Annotated in this window: 11 protein-coding genes and 2 pseudogenes; 2 read left to right on the forward strand and 11 right to left on the reverse strand. The window is 46.4% G+C overall.

Going from position 1 to position 16,553, the window contains the following annotated elements; genetic code table 11:
• Positions 1-140: 140 nt before the first annotated feature.
• Together ACESLK_RS11730 and ACESLK_RS11735 are read right to left on the reverse strand one after the other, a co-directional pair.
• Positions 141-369: pseudogene (locus ACESLK_RS11730) on the reverse strand (DJ-1/PfpI family protein); the annotation flags it as partial.
• Positions 370-439: 70 nt separating this feature from the next.
• Positions 440-2,248: a response regulator gene (locus ACESLK_RS11735; RefSeq protein WP_373229635.1), complete on the reverse strand. Its 1,809-nt coding sequence runs from the start codon at positions 2,246-2,248 to the stop codon at positions 440-442.
• A gap of 193 nt (positions 2,249-2,441) precedes the next feature.
• On the opposite strand from ACESLK_RS11735, the gene ACESLK_RS11740 reads away from it, so the two are divergent.
• The gene (locus tag ACESLK_RS11740) at positions 2,442-3,266 is read left to right on the forward strand and encodes a carbonic anhydrase (RefSeq protein ID WP_373229636.1); all 825 of its coding nucleotides are present in this window, start codon (positions 2,442-2,444) and stop codon (positions 3,264-3,266) included.
• Between the two features lie 135 nt (positions 3,267-3,401).
• Here ACESLK_RS11740 and ACESLK_RS11745 read toward each other — a convergent pair whose 3' ends face one another.
• The 4 genes and pseudogenes from ACESLK_RS11745 to ACESLK_RS11760 form a co-directional block, all read right to left on the reverse strand.
• Complete coding sequence (locus tag ACESLK_RS11745; protein ID WP_373229638.1) at positions 3,402-4,400, reverse strand: phosphotransferase; 999 nt, start codon at positions 4,398-4,400, stop codon at positions 3,402-3,404.
• A gap of 168 nt (positions 4,401-4,568) precedes the next feature.
• Positions 4,569-4,964: a DUF6526 family protein gene (locus ACESLK_RS11750; RefSeq protein WP_373229640.1), complete on the reverse strand. Its 396-nt coding sequence runs from the start codon at positions 4,962-4,964 to the stop codon at positions 4,569-4,571.
• Between the two features lie 94 nt (positions 4,965-5,058).
• On the reverse strand, positions 5,059-5,562 hold the full coding sequence (locus tag ACESLK_RS11755; RefSeq protein ID WP_373229641.1) for a GNAT family N-acetyltransferase: 504 nt from the start codon (positions 5,560-5,562) through the stop codon (positions 5,059-5,061).
• A gap of 155 nt (positions 5,563-5,717) precedes the next feature.
• Positions 5,718-6,023: pseudogene (locus tag ACESLK_RS11760) on the reverse strand (Lrp/AsnC family transcriptional regulator).
• Between the two features lie 167 nt (positions 6,024-6,190).
• Between ACESLK_RS11760 and ACESLK_RS11765 the strand changes: the two are divergent.
• Positions 6,191-6,949: an MBL fold metallo-hydrolase gene (locus tag ACESLK_RS11765; RefSeq protein WP_373229642.1), complete on the forward strand. Its 759-nt coding sequence runs from the start codon at positions 6,191-6,193 to the stop codon at positions 6,947-6,949.
• Positions 6,950-7,256: 307 nt separating this feature from the next.
• Here the strand turns inward: ACESLK_RS11765 and ACESLK_RS11770 are convergent, their stop codons facing one another.
• From ACESLK_RS11770 to nth, 5 genes are all read right to left on the reverse strand, one after another.
• A complete protein-coding gene (locus ACESLK_RS11770; protein WP_373229762.1) occupies positions 7,257-8,063 on the reverse strand; it encodes a YitT family protein in 807 nt (268 codons plus the stop codon).
• A 255-nt stretch (positions 8,064-8,318) separates the two neighbouring features.
• Positions 8,319-10,118, reverse strand: a complete 1,800-nt coding sequence (locus ACESLK_RS11775) for an ABC transporter ATP-binding protein (RefSeq protein WP_373229643.1) — start codon at positions 10,116-10,118, stop codon at positions 8,319-8,321.
• On the reverse strand, positions 10,115-11,917 hold the full coding sequence (locus tag ACESLK_RS11780) for an ABC transporter ATP-binding protein (RefSeq protein ID WP_373229644.1): 1,803 nt from the start codon (positions 11,915-11,917) through the stop codon (positions 10,115-10,117). The genes ACESLK_RS11775 and ACESLK_RS11780 overlap by 4 nt, the downstream gene beginning before the upstream one ends.
• 259 nt (positions 11,918-12,176) lie before the next feature.
• A complete protein-coding gene (locus ACESLK_RS11785; RefSeq protein WP_373229645.1) occupies positions 12,177-15,863 on the reverse strand; it encodes a dynamin family protein in 3,687 nt (1,228 codons plus the stop codon).
• Positions 15,863-16,528 carry an endonuclease III gene (gene nth, locus ACESLK_RS11790; protein WP_373229647.1) on the reverse strand — a complete coding sequence of 222 codons (666 nt, stop codon included), beginning with the start codon at positions 16,526-16,528 and terminating at the stop codon, positions 15,863-15,865. The genes ACESLK_RS11785 and nth overlap by 1 nt, the downstream gene beginning before the upstream one ends.
• Positions 16,529-16,553: the final 25 nt, after the last annotated feature.

Below are 16,553 nucleotides of genomic sequence, written 5' to 3' on the forward strand. Positions count from 1 at the left end.
CCAGTGGAGTTGACACGTTGACGGACTGGTTACCGTCCAACCCCGCTATCCCATAAGCTATTGCTGTTGGGACTACTTTTCGCAAAATATTCGCTGCGCCGTTCACATCATTTTCTACATCGAAACGGCGTGAATTTAACGCCAACGGGTTTGTTCCTATTGAAAAAATGACTGACGATTCTGGGGCTATGTCTATCCAGTCGGATATATTCGGGGGCTCTACCACCAGGAATGATCAGGCCGCTGTATTGTTCGGGAATGACTTCGATAAACGAGATATGCGATCCCAATTGATAGCCCGGTTTTCCGTATAGGTTTCAATCCCTCGAAATCATGCACGACCGTGCGCAATACTTTTCTCTTCGGTGAAAATTTTATCTTTTACGCTTTAAGATATTCATCCGTTCAAATTGCGTAGATAATATTGGGATGACCAAACCTACTCGGTCAACAAGCCTTCCGCACGTGCCTTCTCCACCGCATCCTCGCGATTGCTGACGCCCAGCTTACCGTAAATCGTAGAAATGTAATTGCGCACCGTTCCTTCGGACAAGAACAGCTTTGCCGCCAACGTCTTATAACGCATTCCCGAATCCAGAAACTGCAATATCTCCATCTCGCGTTTGGTTAATCCGTAAAGAAATCGATCCACATCGGCCGGTTCGGCGACCTCGGAAACTCGATCGAACCTCTCCAGCATTTTGGCCGTGATCTCCCGATTAATCGCGGTTCCCCCCGAATGGACGAGGCGTACAGTCTCAATAAGCTCCTGCAATTGCGCCGACTTCAGGCAGTACCCGTCAGCACGGTTCTTTAAAGCGGTTAGCGCCTGATCCAACTCCTCGAAGGTGGACATCATCAACACTTTGATTCCCGGATAATCTTGCTTGATTGTCTGTAAAGCGGAAATTCCGTCCATGACCGGCATTTGCATGTCCATGAGAACCAGATCCGGATTCGTACGTTCGCAGATCCTAATAGCCTCAAGCCCGTTCCCGGCGGTAGCCGCTACATGAATCCCGTCCTCATTCTCCAACAAGGTCTTTAATCCTTCCAGTACGATTGGCTGGTCGTCCACTATGACGACATGAATGACTGGCTTAGTTTCCGGCGATTGATACGGCAGGGAGCAAGTCACGATCGTTCCGTTCCGAGGATCGGACTGGAGCTGCAGGCTTCCTTTCAAGGCCTCGAGCCTCTCCCGCATACCCGTTATGCCGAATCCGGGCTGCAAAGCTTCACATCCCGTTCCGTTATCCCGGATCTGCAGCGCAATGCGATCCTTCTCGAAGCGAAGCATCACGGTGATACGATCCGCCTGGCCGTGCCGAACCGAATTGGTCAGGGTCTCTTGCAAACAGCGCATGAACGTGAACCGGCCTTGTCGAGGTACAGGAATAGGATCCCCCGACTGTTCCAGCTCAATCTTCACGCCGGTCTGCTGCGCAAAGGCCCTGGCGATTTCATCCAGCAGCACCGGAAGCGGCAAGTCCGTTTGTTCCGTTTGAATATCGTGAATATGACTGCGAATGTCCTTGAAGCCCGCCCTCGTGAGGGACAGGAGCGTTTCCAGCTTGCTCTTCTCCGTGCCAGAAGCCATCGACCCGCGAAGCGACTCCATACCCATGATCAGGGATGTGAGCATGTGCCCGATCGTATCGTGCATTTCGCACGAAAGCCGGTTACGTTCCTCCAGAAGTGTTATTTTCTCAATCTGCTTTATATTTTGCTCCAACACTCTGTTCTGCTCTTCGATGATTTTGCTTTGTTTAGTCGAAGTAATAAGTAAACGAAAGGCATAGCCCAATCCGTAAACAACGCAATAATTGAAAATAATCCCAAACACGATGGTATCCCAAGAGTAGTTCATATGCCAACCAAGCCATGCCGGAAAAGCGAAGGCTGTCAAAGGAGCCAGCCACATGAACGCATAACCCGGGCTGTTGTATCCGATCATGAAAGAAATCGGAAGGAGATACAAATGGGTGTCCGGGTTCGATTTATTCAACAGGAACAGGATCACTCCGGGAAGCAATAGCTCACAGGCAGCATACAGATCTTGATTGATCCGCATAACCAGGTACGGAACAGATATGACAATGAAAGCAATAACTATCTTAATCCAGAACGGAAAGCTCCACTGCCCCTCCACTTCCCATAATAGCGCAATAATGGAAACGCACCAGCAAATCCTGAGCGCAATCATGAACCAATCGTACCATTCCCATCGTGCTATCTGACCGCGCATGACAATACCTCCACGTTGCTTCGCTACATTCCATTATATCTCGTAGTCACATCGGAAGTAATATCATATATGACAATCTATCATAGCGAAAGAGTGACGTTTTATAACTAGACGATATGATCCTCGTTTATGTTAAATATATGGTGTGGAATCTTCCAAGATGAACTTAAACGAAGAAACGAGGAGAATGTAAATGAACAGAAACACAGTAATTCGTGGAATGATGGCTGTTGTACTTACTCTGCCGCTGGCGGCGTGCGCTGCTCAAAATAGCGCAATACCAAGTACCAGTGCCAGTGCCAGTGTCAGTGCGGGTGCAACTGCAACGAAGCCCCCTCATTGGTCCTACTCGGGTGATACGGACCCTGCCAAATGGGCGACTCTAGATACGCAATATGCCGCATGCGCGAATGGAACCGAGCAGTCCCCTATCGATATTGAGCTTTCTCAATTAAAAGTAGACAAAGAGTTAGGCAAATTCGAGACCAATTATAAACCGACCGCCTTCACCCTAATGAACAACGGGCATACCGCTCAAGCGAATGACGCATCCGGCAGCAATACCATTACCATTGAAGGCAAAGTTTACACGCTCGTTCAACTGCATTTCCATAAACCTAGCGAAAACCAGATCAACGGTAAAACTTTCGATATGGAGATGCATCTTGTACACAAGAATAGTGAAGGCAAGCTTGCCGTGCTCGGCGTTCTAATCAAGTCAGGCAGTGAAAACAAACAACTGGCGGAAATCTTCTCGAAGCTTCCGAAGGATGAAACCGAGGAAGATCTCAAGCTGGATCAAGTCATTGATTTGAACGCGCTGCTGCCACAAGATAAGAAAGCATTCCGATATAAGGGCTCATTGACGACGCCTCCTTGCTCGGAAGGGGTAGACTGGACCGTGCTGGAGGAACCGATTGAACTATCAGAGAAGCAGATCCAAGCTTTCGGCGCTATTTTCTCCGACAATCATCGCCCTGTCCAGCCGCTCAACGGCAGAACGGTTGACACCCAATAATGTCTGCGACCGCCGCGGTATGGATCAATGAATAACCTCAGCCGTTGGCGGTCGCCCTTCTTCACCATAAGTGCTAGTAAAAAGCAGCATCTAGCAATCTTATCCCCTCGATATGTGTAGGGAACGGAGTAGATATTACTCTGTATATAGCCTAAGATATTCGGGATAGGAACGTAGATGTAATTCTTTAGCCCGTTTCTGAGTCATTTCTTTCACATGTGGTACATTTTCCGCATCAATGTAATCAGCAAGAACATCAATCACGTCATCAAGGAGCTTCGCTCTAAAATATAACTCAATCCGCTCGAAAATTTCATTACCAGCTATACCGATGACTTGATTTTTCCAAAACGGCCAATCTTTTGATTTATACAGAGGCCAAAGAAGCACGGAGTAATCCATTGCAGCATCTCCATAAACACTTAAATCATCCCAATCGATAATCCAAAAATGACTGTTTTCATACGCCAAGACATTCTCCCAGTTAATATCGTTGTGCACTACATCAGTCGCTCTCTTTTGAAAAGAAGGGTTCTGACTTACAATTTGTCTTAATATCTCTACTTCAGAATCAAACCAATCTAAAGATTCTTCTGTCACGAAGTTAAGCAACTGCTTTTCAGATCTAATGACTTGTAAATCTTCTTTAAATCGAGTTATGTACTCCTCATTAAATGCCTCTGAATAAGAATGGCTTCCAGCCTCACTTGAGATGGCCGTTTTGATTTCTTTATCTGAATGTAATTGGTTTAGTGCTTTCAGAACCTTTTCAACAACTGGTTTTGGATTAGAGATGGAACTTAGTGGTTTTCCATTAATGAAATCAAACACTAAACCATAAGAATAACCAGGTATAATTTCTTGTGTCACTTCTTCAATTAATCGAGGTGCATTATAGTTGTTCCTCAGATGTTCACTTATCATAGCCCACTGTTTAAGACGAGGAGCTTTCCGTTCTTGTGCGAGTTTAATATGCCGAATCGTTGCGCCGTCGGATAAGCGATAAGACTGGTTAACAAATCCTCCTGGATTCCAAATATACTTAGCTTCTATCTTCGAGCCATTTAATCCTAATGAATGTGAGTTTGTTTCGGCCCATTCCTTCACCAGCTTTTCGATGAGTTGTAGATTCATTATCGATCCCTTCTGATATTTATTAAGTTCCTGTTTCCGTCACTTCAACTGGATATTTTCTCTATAATTTCACTAACACAATGTTCAATATCCTTATTTGAGCAATCAAAAGTTTTATCACTATACTTAATGTATAGTGGAACTCTTTCCTCGTAAACGTCCTTAAGACTATTTCCTTTCTTTAAGGCGCCAGTTCATAACCGCCGAACGGATAGTTGTAGGGCTCATTCCGTCGGTCGCCGCCCGTTCACACAGGGCTGGAAATTCATCATCGCCGGCGTAACGCAAGGCGATAATCTGGGAGATCGAAATACGCGAGTCCAGCGTTCGCCCGGTCAGCCGGTAATGACGGAAGTTCTCCTCTATCCGGATCATTCGGTCTTGCGTCTTCGTCGCGTATCGCCGGATGCACGCAACCGCGAAGGCAAGACATACCGCTAGTATGAAAAGCAGCCAGTCTAGGTTAGACATCTCCCTTTGGCCCAGACCACGGAAGAGCTCTATGGTCGAGAATATGAGCACGACAATCGCCGTTAAAAGTTTTTTTGAAATCGTTTGCCACACTCTCCTGCCCGTTAATAAAAAAAAGGGAGCAGCAGCCGTAGCAAACTGCTCCTTGTTTGTTCAACTCCCTCGTGTTCCGTTATTTCAGTGAAGATTATACTTTTAGAACCATAAAATCCTCATCAAAATACTTCCCGTTGTACTTTAGGGCGTTATTTTCCACACCATAAACTTTGAACCCTAAAGACTTGTAAAGTTTTTTTGCAAAGTCATTTTCAGACATGACTGCTAAGTTTATTTGCTCTATCCCATCGCAATCTCTTGCTTTCCTAATTAGTTCAATCATTAGCGATCTTCCCAAACCTTGCCCTCTCATTTCTGGTGCAACATACATCCCAAAAACATTACCTTTATGAGCAGTTTTTAGACCGCTCTCACGTACAAAAGCTACGATTCCAACTAGCGAATCACTAACATCAAAAGCCCCAAGTACAACCTTGTCACTAGTGGGTTTCATTCGTTCTACTACAGTTTCCAGTGAAAATTTTACTTCTCGCTCATAAGTTGAGCCAAAAGCCTCTGGGTTGATTTTTAGCGCACTTAATCGTAATTCTTGATATAGCCTAGCATCGTGCTCATCCAAAACTCGAATATTCATTGATTTTACTCTCCTTTTGGATTGAATTCGGGTCGCCAACTTAGGTCCAGAATTCTTTTCCTACTGGTATGTTCGAACTGAAAGATGTCTTCGTTGAACTCTCATCTATGTATATAATCATCATCTACAAATGTGTAACGGGCTGTCTATCGATCTCACGATCTTTTAATAACCATCGACATTTTGTAGTTTGCATGTTCGCTCAATCCATCAAGAAATTGATCTACGTGTTCATTCGGTGGGAATCTACACTCAAGGAGGTAACATCCATCCCCACTAATTTTGTAGTTATTTCATATGTAGTGCTCTTTTGTATCAAGGACGCCAGTATCCTCCAGTTTCGCTACACGACTTGAAGCTGCTTGACCGGTTAGATGCACTTTTTCACCTAATTCCTTCATTGTGATACGACTATTTTGGGACAATTCGGCCAAGATAAGCATGTCGGTTTGATCCATAATAATCCTCCTCGTGGAAAATAAAAACACTATACATTGAAATGAGGTAATATAATTCTGATTGTTTTTCAAAATTCAAGTCAAAACGCCAAATGACTTGATTTAAGCTATGTAAACCAAAATATGTATCCGATACAATCAATACATAACAAAGCAAAGGAGCTATAAACATGAAAGTTACACTAATTAGAAATGCAACCTTGGTTGTTGAATATGCAGGCAAGAAATTTTTAGTTGATCCATTTTTGGCTGACAAGGGGGCTTACCCACCTTTACCTAACTCGTTAAGACAGGACCAAATTAATCCGTTGGTTAGCTTACCCACTTCCCTTGATAACATTATAAATGTTGATGCTGTTATTGTAACTCATCTGCATTTAGACCATTTTGATGACAAAGCCAAAGAAATTCTGCCAAAAGATATCCCAATGTTTGTACAAAATGAAGAAGACGCAAAGGAAATTCGCAATGCTGGTTTCCAAAAAGTTGAAATCCTTAGTGAAAGTTCACGTTTTGAAGATATTCAGCTAATCAAAACAAAAGGAGAACACGGTCGAGGGGAAATATTAAAACTCGCAGGTAACGTTTGTGGCGTTGTTTTTAAGCACGCCGATGAGAAAACGTTCTACGTAGCTGGAGATACGGTTTGGTATGAAGCTGTTCAGGAAGTAATCGAAACCCACAAGCCAGAGATCATTGTCGTTAACGGTGGGGATAATCAATTCCTACAAGGCGGATCTTTAGTAATGGGTAAAGATGATATTTATCACGTTTATCAAGCAGCTCCAGATTCCAAAATCATTTCAGTCCATATGGAAGCAGTAAATCACTGGACCTTATCAAGAGAAGAATTAAAAAACTTCCTTGCTGAAAAAGAAATATCTTCTATTGTGTTAGTACCAGATGACGGCGAATCCTACTCATTTTAAATGTTAAGAATGAAACACAACAATTAGTAAAACGAAACAAGCGGATTCGCCATATTATGGCGTAGAGGGTCTTATAGAATCAGAAAAGAATATGCATGATATTTTCGGCAACTAACTATTTAATAATCTAGTCAACGAAAAGCTGCCGGATGCTCCGGCAGCTTTTTTAGTAAGTTTATGTAATGTAATTAGCGAAACATGCCCCTTAGCGTAATAAAGGGCTATCACGAGGCAGCCCTTTCGGTATTGAACTAGCGTGTCCCGTTTTATTGTTTCAGATCCCCTTGCATAAATGTGGGGCACTCCCTCAGTGGATATCCTTCTTTTTAAATCGTCCACCTTTTACGTCGTGTATGTTGCCGATAGCAAGGAAAGCAAAGGGGTCAATCTCCTCAACAATTGCCTTCAACTTTGCTTCCTCAAGTCGAGTAATAACACAGAAAATGACCCTCTTATTCCCACCAAATCCACCTTCTCCATGCAAATACGTTATGCCGCGTCCCAACCGATTTACAATAGCATCCCCGAGACTTTGATTGTTTTCGCTAATTATCCAAACGGACTTCGACTGGTCAAGGCCTTCGAGTACAACGTCGATCAATTTGAAAGCTATATAATAGGCGATCAAAGAATACATCGCATGATCCCAGCCGAACACAAACCCGGCGCTGCCGAGGATAAATAAATTGAAGAACATGACGATCTCACCAACAGAAAAGGGTGATTTCTTATTGCACACAATCGCCACAATTTCGGTTCCATCAAGCGAGCCGCCTGAACGTATAACTAGACCTACTCCGACCCCTACAATAATTCCTCCGAAGACAGCAGCGAGGAGCGGATCGATAGTTAAAGGTGGCACTGGATGGAGCAATGTTGTACCTATAGACATTACGATAACTGAGAATAGTGTGGATAAGGCAAATGTTTTCCCGATTTGCTTATAACCTATTATAAGAAACGGCAGGTTTAATAAAACGAGGAAAATTCCAAGAGGAAGCTTTGATAAATGCGATAAAATAATCGAGATACCGACAATACCACCGTCAATAATGTTATTCGGAACGAGGAAAATCTCTAGTCCCACTGAAACAAACGCTGAACCAACAAACATAAAGAAGGCTCTCCTCAGAAACTTAACCCACGATAATTTTTTATGGGTTGACTGAGCATTAGTTTTTTTTTGATTTGTCTCGTTAGCCACTAAATATCTCTACCCCTTATTTTATATTTTTATCATGAATGAAAATCGATAAACAACCCTAACTACTAACAACCACTATATCATTAAACTCTTCTGCTAGTTAGCTTAATAGTAAAAAACGCCCTGTCGACGATTTAATCGCCAACAAGACGGTTTGGGCTAAGCTTATGCGGACAAAAACCGATACTGGGCGTCAACCAAATTTCGATAATGTCCTGGTCGTTTCATTAATTCATCGTGACTTCCCTTGTCGACGATTTCTCCATGATCAAGTACGACAATGAGGTCGCAATGCCTGATGGTGGACAATCGATGAGCTACAATGAAAGAGGTGCGACCTTGAAGCAGAGTTGACAACGCTTCTTGAATTCTCAGCTCCGTCTCGGTATCGATACTGGCGGTTGCTTCATCTAGAACAAGTATGCGCGGATTCGCGAGTAACGCGCGAGCAAAGGAAAGGAGCTGGCGTTGCCCAACTGAAAGAGCATTACCTCTCTCCTGAACCTCCGTGTCGTAGCCAGCAGGCAAATCTACGATGAAGTCATGCGCTCGAACAGAGCGTGCCGCAGCTTCGACTTCGGAATCGGTTGCACCCGGCCGACCATAACGAATATTTTCCCTGATCGTACCCGAGAAAATAAAGGTGTCCTGAAGCACGATTCCAATCTGAGAGCGTAAGCTTTCAATCGTGACATCCCTTACATCAATCCCATCAAGCAGCACTCTGCCCTCGACCGTGTCGTAGAAGCGGCACAGCAAATTAACGATCGTGCTTTTGCCGGAGCCTGTATGCCCAACCAATGCTACGGATAAGCCGGCTTTAATATCCAGATCGACTTTTCTTAGAGCAGGCCGGTCAGGCTCGTAGCCGAAGGTGACCCCTTCGAGCTTCACATTACCCTGAAGCGCTGGAAGAGCAGCGGCGTCTTCCTTCTCTGGAACCGCTGGTTTCTCATCCATAAATTCAAAGATGCGTTCAGCCGATGACATCGAGATCAATAGCTGGGAATACAACATGCCAAGTCTCGTAATAGGCTCCCAGAAGCTGCCGACATAGGTGATAAAGGTAACGAGCACACCTACCTTCAAGACGTCGGTTTGAATCAGATAAGTACCATATAGGAGCAATATGAGCGTTCCGACCGCAGATGTAATTTCGATAACGGGACCGAACAGCTGGTTAAGCGCGGATGCGGTGTTCCAAGAACGAATATTACTGCGGTTCATCTCATCGAAGTACTGGGTATTTTCTCTTTCCTGCGCGAATGCTTGGGTGACTCGGATCCCTTGAATGCTTTCATTCAGATGGGCATTTATCCGGGATTGCTTAATCCGAACGGTCTGCCAGGCGAACCGTATTCGTTTACGCAGCGCGGAGGACACGATAAACATTAAGGGTACGGTTATCATTACCGCAAGACCCAGCTTGGGTTCAAGGACTAACAAGATGATCGTAATCCCAATAAGCTGAACAATATCAATAACAGCGTTAATAACGCCGTTAGTAAACATATCCTGCAGCGAGTTGACGTCATTCGTAACTCTGACAAGTACGGAGCCCGCCGGACGCTTATCGAAAAACCGGAACGATAACGATTGAATATGACGGAATAACGCGGCTCTTAAATCAAATATAACCTTTTGGCCGATCTCATTCGTCTTCTGGATCGTATAACGCTGTGCCCACCAGCGCATTCCGTACATGAACAGCATAGCGGATACGATTATCATTAACAACGAAGTGCTGCTATTACCATCTTCAGGTCGAATAGCACGGTCAATGGCCATACCTAAGAGAAAAGGAATCGCGAGCTTTGATAACATTCCGAACACGGTCATCACGAATACGACTCGAGTAACGCCAGCCTTATAAGGTTTAATAAAAGTGAACAATCTTCCGATCTGCTTCCAGTTAAAAGCCTTTACAATGGCTTCGTCATCCTGATAAACGAACTTGCGGCTCATCCCGTCACCCTTCTCTCTACTGCGCTCTTAGAGCTGCTTGCCGCAGCATCCAATTCTTCGGGGCGATCAGCATATTGAATTCTGTAAGTTTCGCGATATAAGCCAGGCAGTTTAATGAGCTTATCATGTGAGCCTCGCTGCATGGTACGGCCCCGATCAAGCACGATAATTTCATCAGCATGGCGGAGCGTCGATATCCGGTGTGCAATCAAGAATACAGTTCGCCCCGCCATAACCTTTCGAATCGCCGTTTGTATTTCATGTTCCGTCTCCATATCGAGCGCGCTTGTCGCATCGTCGAGAATCAGCACCTTCGGCTTACGAAGCAATGCGCGAGCAATTGCAATCCGTTGCTTCTGACCGCCTGACAAACCCATACCGCGTTCACCTACTACCGTATCATAGCCAAGCGGCAGCTCGCGGATAAAGTCTTCCGCTTGTGCTAACCTCGCAGCCTCTTCGATTTCCTCCGAGCTTGCATCCGGGCACCCATAGCTAATGTTCTCTCTAATGGATGCCGAGAACAGGAACGACTCCTGGAAGACGATCGCCATCTGGCTCCTCAAGCTTGCAAGCTCGATATGGCGTACATCCACTCCATCTAGTGTCACTGATCCTTCACCCACATCATAGGCTCTCAGAAGAAGCCCAACAGCAGTCGACTTCCCAGATCCTGTACCTCCAAGAAGGCCAATCACTGAGCCTGCCGGCGCATCTAGATTAAAGCTGAGCAATGCAGACGGCTGATCGTCCCGGTTGGCATACCGAAAGCTCGTTTCCTCGAAACGAATATGTCCTAGTACCGCTTCGTCCTCGAGCACCAGGCAATCCGTTCTGTTTTTCACGGAAATTGGCTGATACAGCAGCTCTAGCAATCTCTCGCCTGCAGCCTTAGATTGCGTGTAGTTATTAATCTGAAACCCGAGCGTCCAGAGGGGTGCTACGATTAAGCCAAGCATTCCTGAGAGCGCAACCAAATCACCCAGCGTTAAACTCCCATTAATCACTCGCCACCCGCCGGCCAACAGCAATGCTGCTACACTTAGATTAGCAATGAACTCGATCATGGGAAAATATTTCGCCCAGACATTCGCGAGCTGCAAGTGATTGTCTCTGTAATCCACGTTTCCCTTTGCGAATTTCTTCAATTCAAAGGGTTCTCGAGCGAATGACTTTACCGTTCTTACTCCGGTAATGTTCTCTTGAACGCTTACCGTCAGACGGCCAACAACCGAGCGGATAGAGCGAAATACGGGATGGATGTTCTGCTCGAAACGGATTGCGATAAAACCTAGCACCGGAATTATAACCAGGGTCATTAGCGTTAGCTTCCAGTCGATGAAGAACATCATAGAGAAGCCGAACAATACCAGAAAAATCGTGTTGAGCAACTGCGCGAATCCGAACCCGATGAAGTTGCGGATCCCCTCGATATCAGCCGTAAGCCTAGACATCAAATCTCCAGTTCTAGCCGTGTCGTAAAAGGAAAAGGATAATTGCTGAAGCTTCTCGTAGCTTGCATTACGGAGTCTATAGGCCAGTCTGTTTCCTAGACGTCCGCCGCTAAAGCCGTGAACATACTGAAAGCCTGCTTTAACGCAAATTACGCCAACAGCTATAAGCGATAACCCCAATACCCCTTCGAATTTCGCAGGAACGATCATGTCATCAATAAGCGTTCCGAGAAGCAGCGGGTACACCAATCCGAGTGCAGTCGCGATCGCTAATCCGGCTACAGAACCCCAAAGAAATCCTTTGTCTTGCCAATAATACTCTTTCAATGCGCGAAAAATTTCCAAGAAAGGTCCTCCCCTTTACTGCTTTCCTCGGAAGTTTAGCGCAATCGCCAATCCCCGGCAACAGCGTTAATTGCTCCTAATTGCCTCTCCAATGGAAGTAACAGCCAAGAAGGCTGCCGAATCACCCGATATCTCCCATATCGTCGCAAATCATGCCCTATATCCCCTTGTTTATGCGTTTGGCAAAGATATTTGAAGACAATAAAAGAAAAGACCTTCTCCCATCCAAAGGATGATGGGAAAAAGTCAATTTTGAAGGTTATTGCCTGATTTTCCGCCATTGCTCCTGTAAATCCGTCAACAATCGTTCTTCCCCAGGCTTTCGGAGCGCGTCACTCATACTATTAGCGAACGAGGTCAACTGCCCTGCCCAACCATTCGCGCCAGCTTGAATGGATTTCAGAAGAGTCGTTGCTGCGGTATGGTTCCATTGTTCCGTTAGAATAGACAATTCAGCGTCAATCGTGGAGAAGAGGGTTTCATAAAGCTGCTCGCGCAGTGCTGCTGCCCCTTCCAGCTCGAAGAAATGCTTAGGAGTACGGAAGCTGCTCCAAAGTCTCCTACTGTCCAGCTGCGGTCCCTCAGCGAACGATTCAGGTAATGGCATCTCTAATACCTGACGCTCCGCCGGCTCTGGCGAGAAGCCTTCTACCGATAGCTCCTGTATGCCTGTCATCGTATTTAATGCCTTCTCCATCATTCCATAGACAGTACCCTCTAGCCGTAAGCCTGCAGCGCGCAGCTCCTGCTTGAGGTCCTCGTTAAGCGAGCGTTTCAAATCTTCTCCGCAAGCCTGCAGCATCTTCTTCAGATCTCGCCCGTCATCCTGGAGTACAGAAGGATGAAACGCTGCCTGAAAATGATCCTTAAACCGGAATCGCAATCTTTGGCGGAGATGATAGAACTGCTCATTAATTTCTTGCTGTAATGGCTGTAAGGCTGTCGTTGGAATCTGCTCCCCGCCTTGGGAACGCCACTGCTCTGCCTGCGACTGCAGTCTTGCGGCTTTGGCCTCTCGAGTCGCCGCATCCTCGTTAGCCGATTGGAGCCAGCTTTCCAGCAAGCGGTCCACTCTGTCTAGTTCCTTGTTAGCGGAGGCAAGCGCCAGCCCGCCCAGCTCCTCCTCGGAGAAGCCGCGGAATGCCTTCTCGAAGGCTGCGATTCCGGAAGCATGAAACGACTTACTGTCACCTGATCGCTTCGCATGCAGGCCCTGCAAGCTGGAAACGGCGAAGAGCCTTGGCTTACGGATGCCATGCTTAAGCAATTGGGAGCCCACATGAGCTTGTACCGACTCTAGCTCTGATTCAGAGGATGCAAGATCCGCAGCATTAATAATGAAAAACATTTTATCCAGCTCGAACACGTCCTTGACGCTTCCAAGCTGATTCAGAAATTCACGATCGGCTTCCGTGAACGCATGATTGTAATAAGTGACGAACAGAACCGCGTCCGCATTCTTAATATATTGGAAAGCTACTCCCGTGTGGCGGGCGTTAATAGAATCAGCGCCTGGCGTATCAACAAGTACGGCCCCGCTGCGAGTAATCGGCGAATCAACGAAAAGATCGATTTCTGCGACAAAGCAGGACGCTTGCTCCTCGGCAGCATATCGCCGATATTCCTCCTCTTGCACGATGAACCGAGTCCCAAGCAAAGCTCCATATTGCTTCCAGCCTTGAGCGGCAGCATACAGGAACGCGAGATGCGGACGTCCGCGCGGATGAAGCTCATTCGCAGAGACAGGCTCCTTCAGCGCAAGCAATTTCGGAATGTCCGAACCTACTTTATGAAGTGCCTCCTGACTGATCCCGATCCGCTTAAGCGAATGTCGAATATCCTCCTCGAAGGCTTCAAGAGATTTCATCATGATGAGGGCGGTACCATCTTGATTATCTCCAGAGGGAGCTAGTATTCGATTAATAGTCGCAGTCGTAGGATTCGGCGATACGGGAAGTACAGACTTACCGACCAATGCATTCGCAAAGGACGATTTGCCTGCGCTGAAGGCACCGAATAAGGCAATCGTGAAGCTCTTGTTTCTGAATCGCTTCGCCTTGGCGGACAGCCCGTCTGCAATCGAACGAAGCGAAGGAATCTGCGACAATAATTCAGCAGAACGCTCTAACCTATCCGCTGCACCATTCGGTGCTCCCAGGAGAGAATGGGTGTCATGCTCAAATTGATCATCAATCGCTTCAACTGCTGCTATAGGATTATACTCATTATTATTTTCTTCAATATCAAGAGTTAGATGATCAACTGAAACCGACTCCGTACGAGGTAAATCGAAATCCACGATCTTATCTATAGCGGGCAGACAAGCAAGCAGCTCGCTCTCCTTCGCCCGTTCGCTGGCCTCAAGCGTTGCTAATTCCTCAGCGGCTTCGTCTTTCTTATCAAGCTCAGCCAGCTGCATGTTCAAGGCTTCCGCCGCTGCATCAAGCTTTGGCTTGCGAAGCTGCTGGAGATCGTCGAACCACTGTAATGCGGCTTTACGATAAAATGCCTTCCACTGCGTACTGATCTCGGCGGAATAATGAAGAACGGCCTGACCTTCTGCTCCCGCACCAGGCTTCACCCGTTGCTTCAGCCATTCAGGCGTTGCTGCCTCGAAGGCTTTATCCAAAGTCACTTCCGTTAGATCGTCTTTCAAGCCCGCTTCTAATGCTTCCTCGCGAAGCATCGCCTTCAGATGTCCGGTAATATGTGCAGTAACCTGTTTGTTGAAATCCTCAGAAAGCCGCTCGAGTCTGCGTGATCTCTCCGCCTCTGTTTTCGCTGCACCAGCGAGCCACCCCGCCTTAAACCCCGATTGCATAGCCTCCAATACTTCTTTGGCTTTGTCTCTTGTTTCTGCTGGCGTCAGATTTGCATTGCCCAGCAAGCGATCGAGCTCAACACGAACCGTTTCTCTACGTTTAACAGACATACCTTTGATCTCGTTAAGCTTTTGTAAGAGAGAGGTTCTCAGTGAGTCTCTTAGATCGGATGCTCCATTCTCTCCTAACCTGAGCTGAAGGGCCTCGCGTTGATCTTGGTTTTGATGCTGCAGCGCTTCTCGGAACTGCTCAGACAGATGAGCCGCGGAACGCTCCGCACTTCTGAGCATTAGCGGCACTGCTAGAGGTTGGAGAGAAATAAATAAATCCTGCAATTCGCTCCATTGCGACAGAGGATGATTAAGCTCCCTTAAGGAAAGAAACAGCATCCCTGCAGGCTTGATATCCCAGTTGCTTAAAGCTTGACGGAGACTGTCCTGGAAAGCTGCAAAAGCAATTTGCTCCTCACGGTGTTTATCGATTTGGTTCACGATGACATAGGTCGGCTTACCCCACCTGGCTAGACTGCGCAGGAACCGAAAGTTAACCTCGGATTGAACATGATTATAATCCGTTACGTAGAATACAACATCCGCTAGATGAAGAGCAGACTCCGTTGCGGCACGATGAGCATCATCGGTTGAATCCACGCCCGGAGTATCCACAATCGCCATATGCTCGCCTAGCAACGGGATCGGATATGATACTTCAATAGAAGTAACCCCTTCTCCGTCGACTGCAAAATCATGCAGCTGTTCAACCTGAATTTGTCGGGCGGGAAATACGGTCCCGTTAGAATCACGAAATACGGTTTTCGCAGAAGGCCTACCGTTTATAATAGTCACAACATTCGCACTGGTAGGGATCGGTGACGCTGGCAACAGTACGGCTCCGCACAGCGCGTTAACCAATGAAGATTTCCCCGCGGAGAAATGGCCGCAAAAGGCAACTGTCAACCGGTTCAGCTTAAGCTTATCGGATAACTCGCGAAATTTCTCGGCATGAACCGCATCCCCGTGAGACTTGGCCAATATGGACATTCGTTCTAAAGCAAGACGAAACTCAAGCATAATGGAAGAGTGCTGCTGATCTTGGCTTGGAGCCAGGGTGTCGGATGAGCTCACTAGGTAACGCTCCTTTTCTTCAATGCCGCTTTCATGCGGATTTTGCCTTCCTTGCAATGCTCAATCAAAGGGCATAGATCACATTTAGGGTTTTGGGCTTTGCAATGATAACGTCCGAAAAAAATAAGCCTATGGTGCGTCATCGTCCACTCCTCGCGCGGAACCTTGCGCATCAGCTTCTTCTCGACCTCTAGAACTGAATCCCCCGCCTTGGCAATTCCCAGCCTTTTGGACACACGTTCCACATGGGTATCAACGGCGATTGCAGGCACATCGAAGGCATTCGATACTACCACATTAGCCGTTTTTCTACCGACTCCCGGCAGCTCGGTCAAGGATTCATGCTCACGAGGGATTTCTCCTCCATGCTTATCGATCACGATTTTGCAAAGCTTCTGAATATTCGCCGCTTTGTTGCGGAACAAGCCAATACGCCGGATATCATTCTCCAGCTCTTCTTGAGGAACATTTAAATAATCCTGCGGTGTACGATATTTATCAAATAGAGATGCCGTTACCTTATTGACGGTTTCATCTGTGCATTGTGCAGAAAGCAGGACTGCAATCGTCAATTCGAATGGATTACGATGGTTTAATTCACATCTCGCATCAGGAAACATCTCTGCCATTGTATCCAAAACTAGCCTAACTTTTGCAGCGTTCATGGATTCTCCTTCTTAAATACAGAAA

This window comes from Cohnella sp. (assembly GCF_041640265.1).
GTDB lineage: Bacteria > Bacillota > Bacilli > Paenibacillales > Paenibacillaceae > Cohnella.

Coding starts and splice junctions, on each gene's coding strand:
- ACESLK_RS11735 (WP_373229635.1), bottom strand. CDS start 2,248: ATGCGCGGTCAGATAGCACGATGGGAATGGTACGATTGGTTCATGATT.
- ACESLK_RS11740 (WP_373229636.1), top strand. CDS start 2,442: ATGAACAGAAACACAGTAATTCGTGGAATGATGGCTGTTGTACTTACT.
- ACESLK_RS11745 (WP_373229638.1), bottom strand. CDS start 4,400: ATGAATCTACAACTCATCGAAAAGCTGGTGAAGGAATGGGCCGAAACA.
- ACESLK_RS11755 (WP_373229641.1), bottom strand. CDS start 5,562: ATGAATATTCGAGTTTTGGATGAGCACGATGCTAGGCTATATCAAGAA.
- ACESLK_RS11765 (WP_373229642.1), top strand. CDS start 6,191: ATGAAAGTTACACTAATTAGAAATGCAACCTTGGTTGTTGAATATGCA.
- ACESLK_RS11770 (WP_373229762.1), bottom strand. CDS start 8,063: ATGTTTGTTGGTTCAGCGTTTGTTTCAGTGGGACTAGAGATTTTCCTC.
- ACESLK_RS11775 (WP_373229643.1), bottom strand. CDS start 10,118: ATGAGCCGCAAGTTCGTTTATCAGGATGACGAAGCCATTGTAAAGGCT.
- nth (WP_373229647.1), bottom strand. CDS start 16,528: ATGAACGCTGCAAAAGTTAGGCTAGTTTTGGATACAATGGCAGAGATG.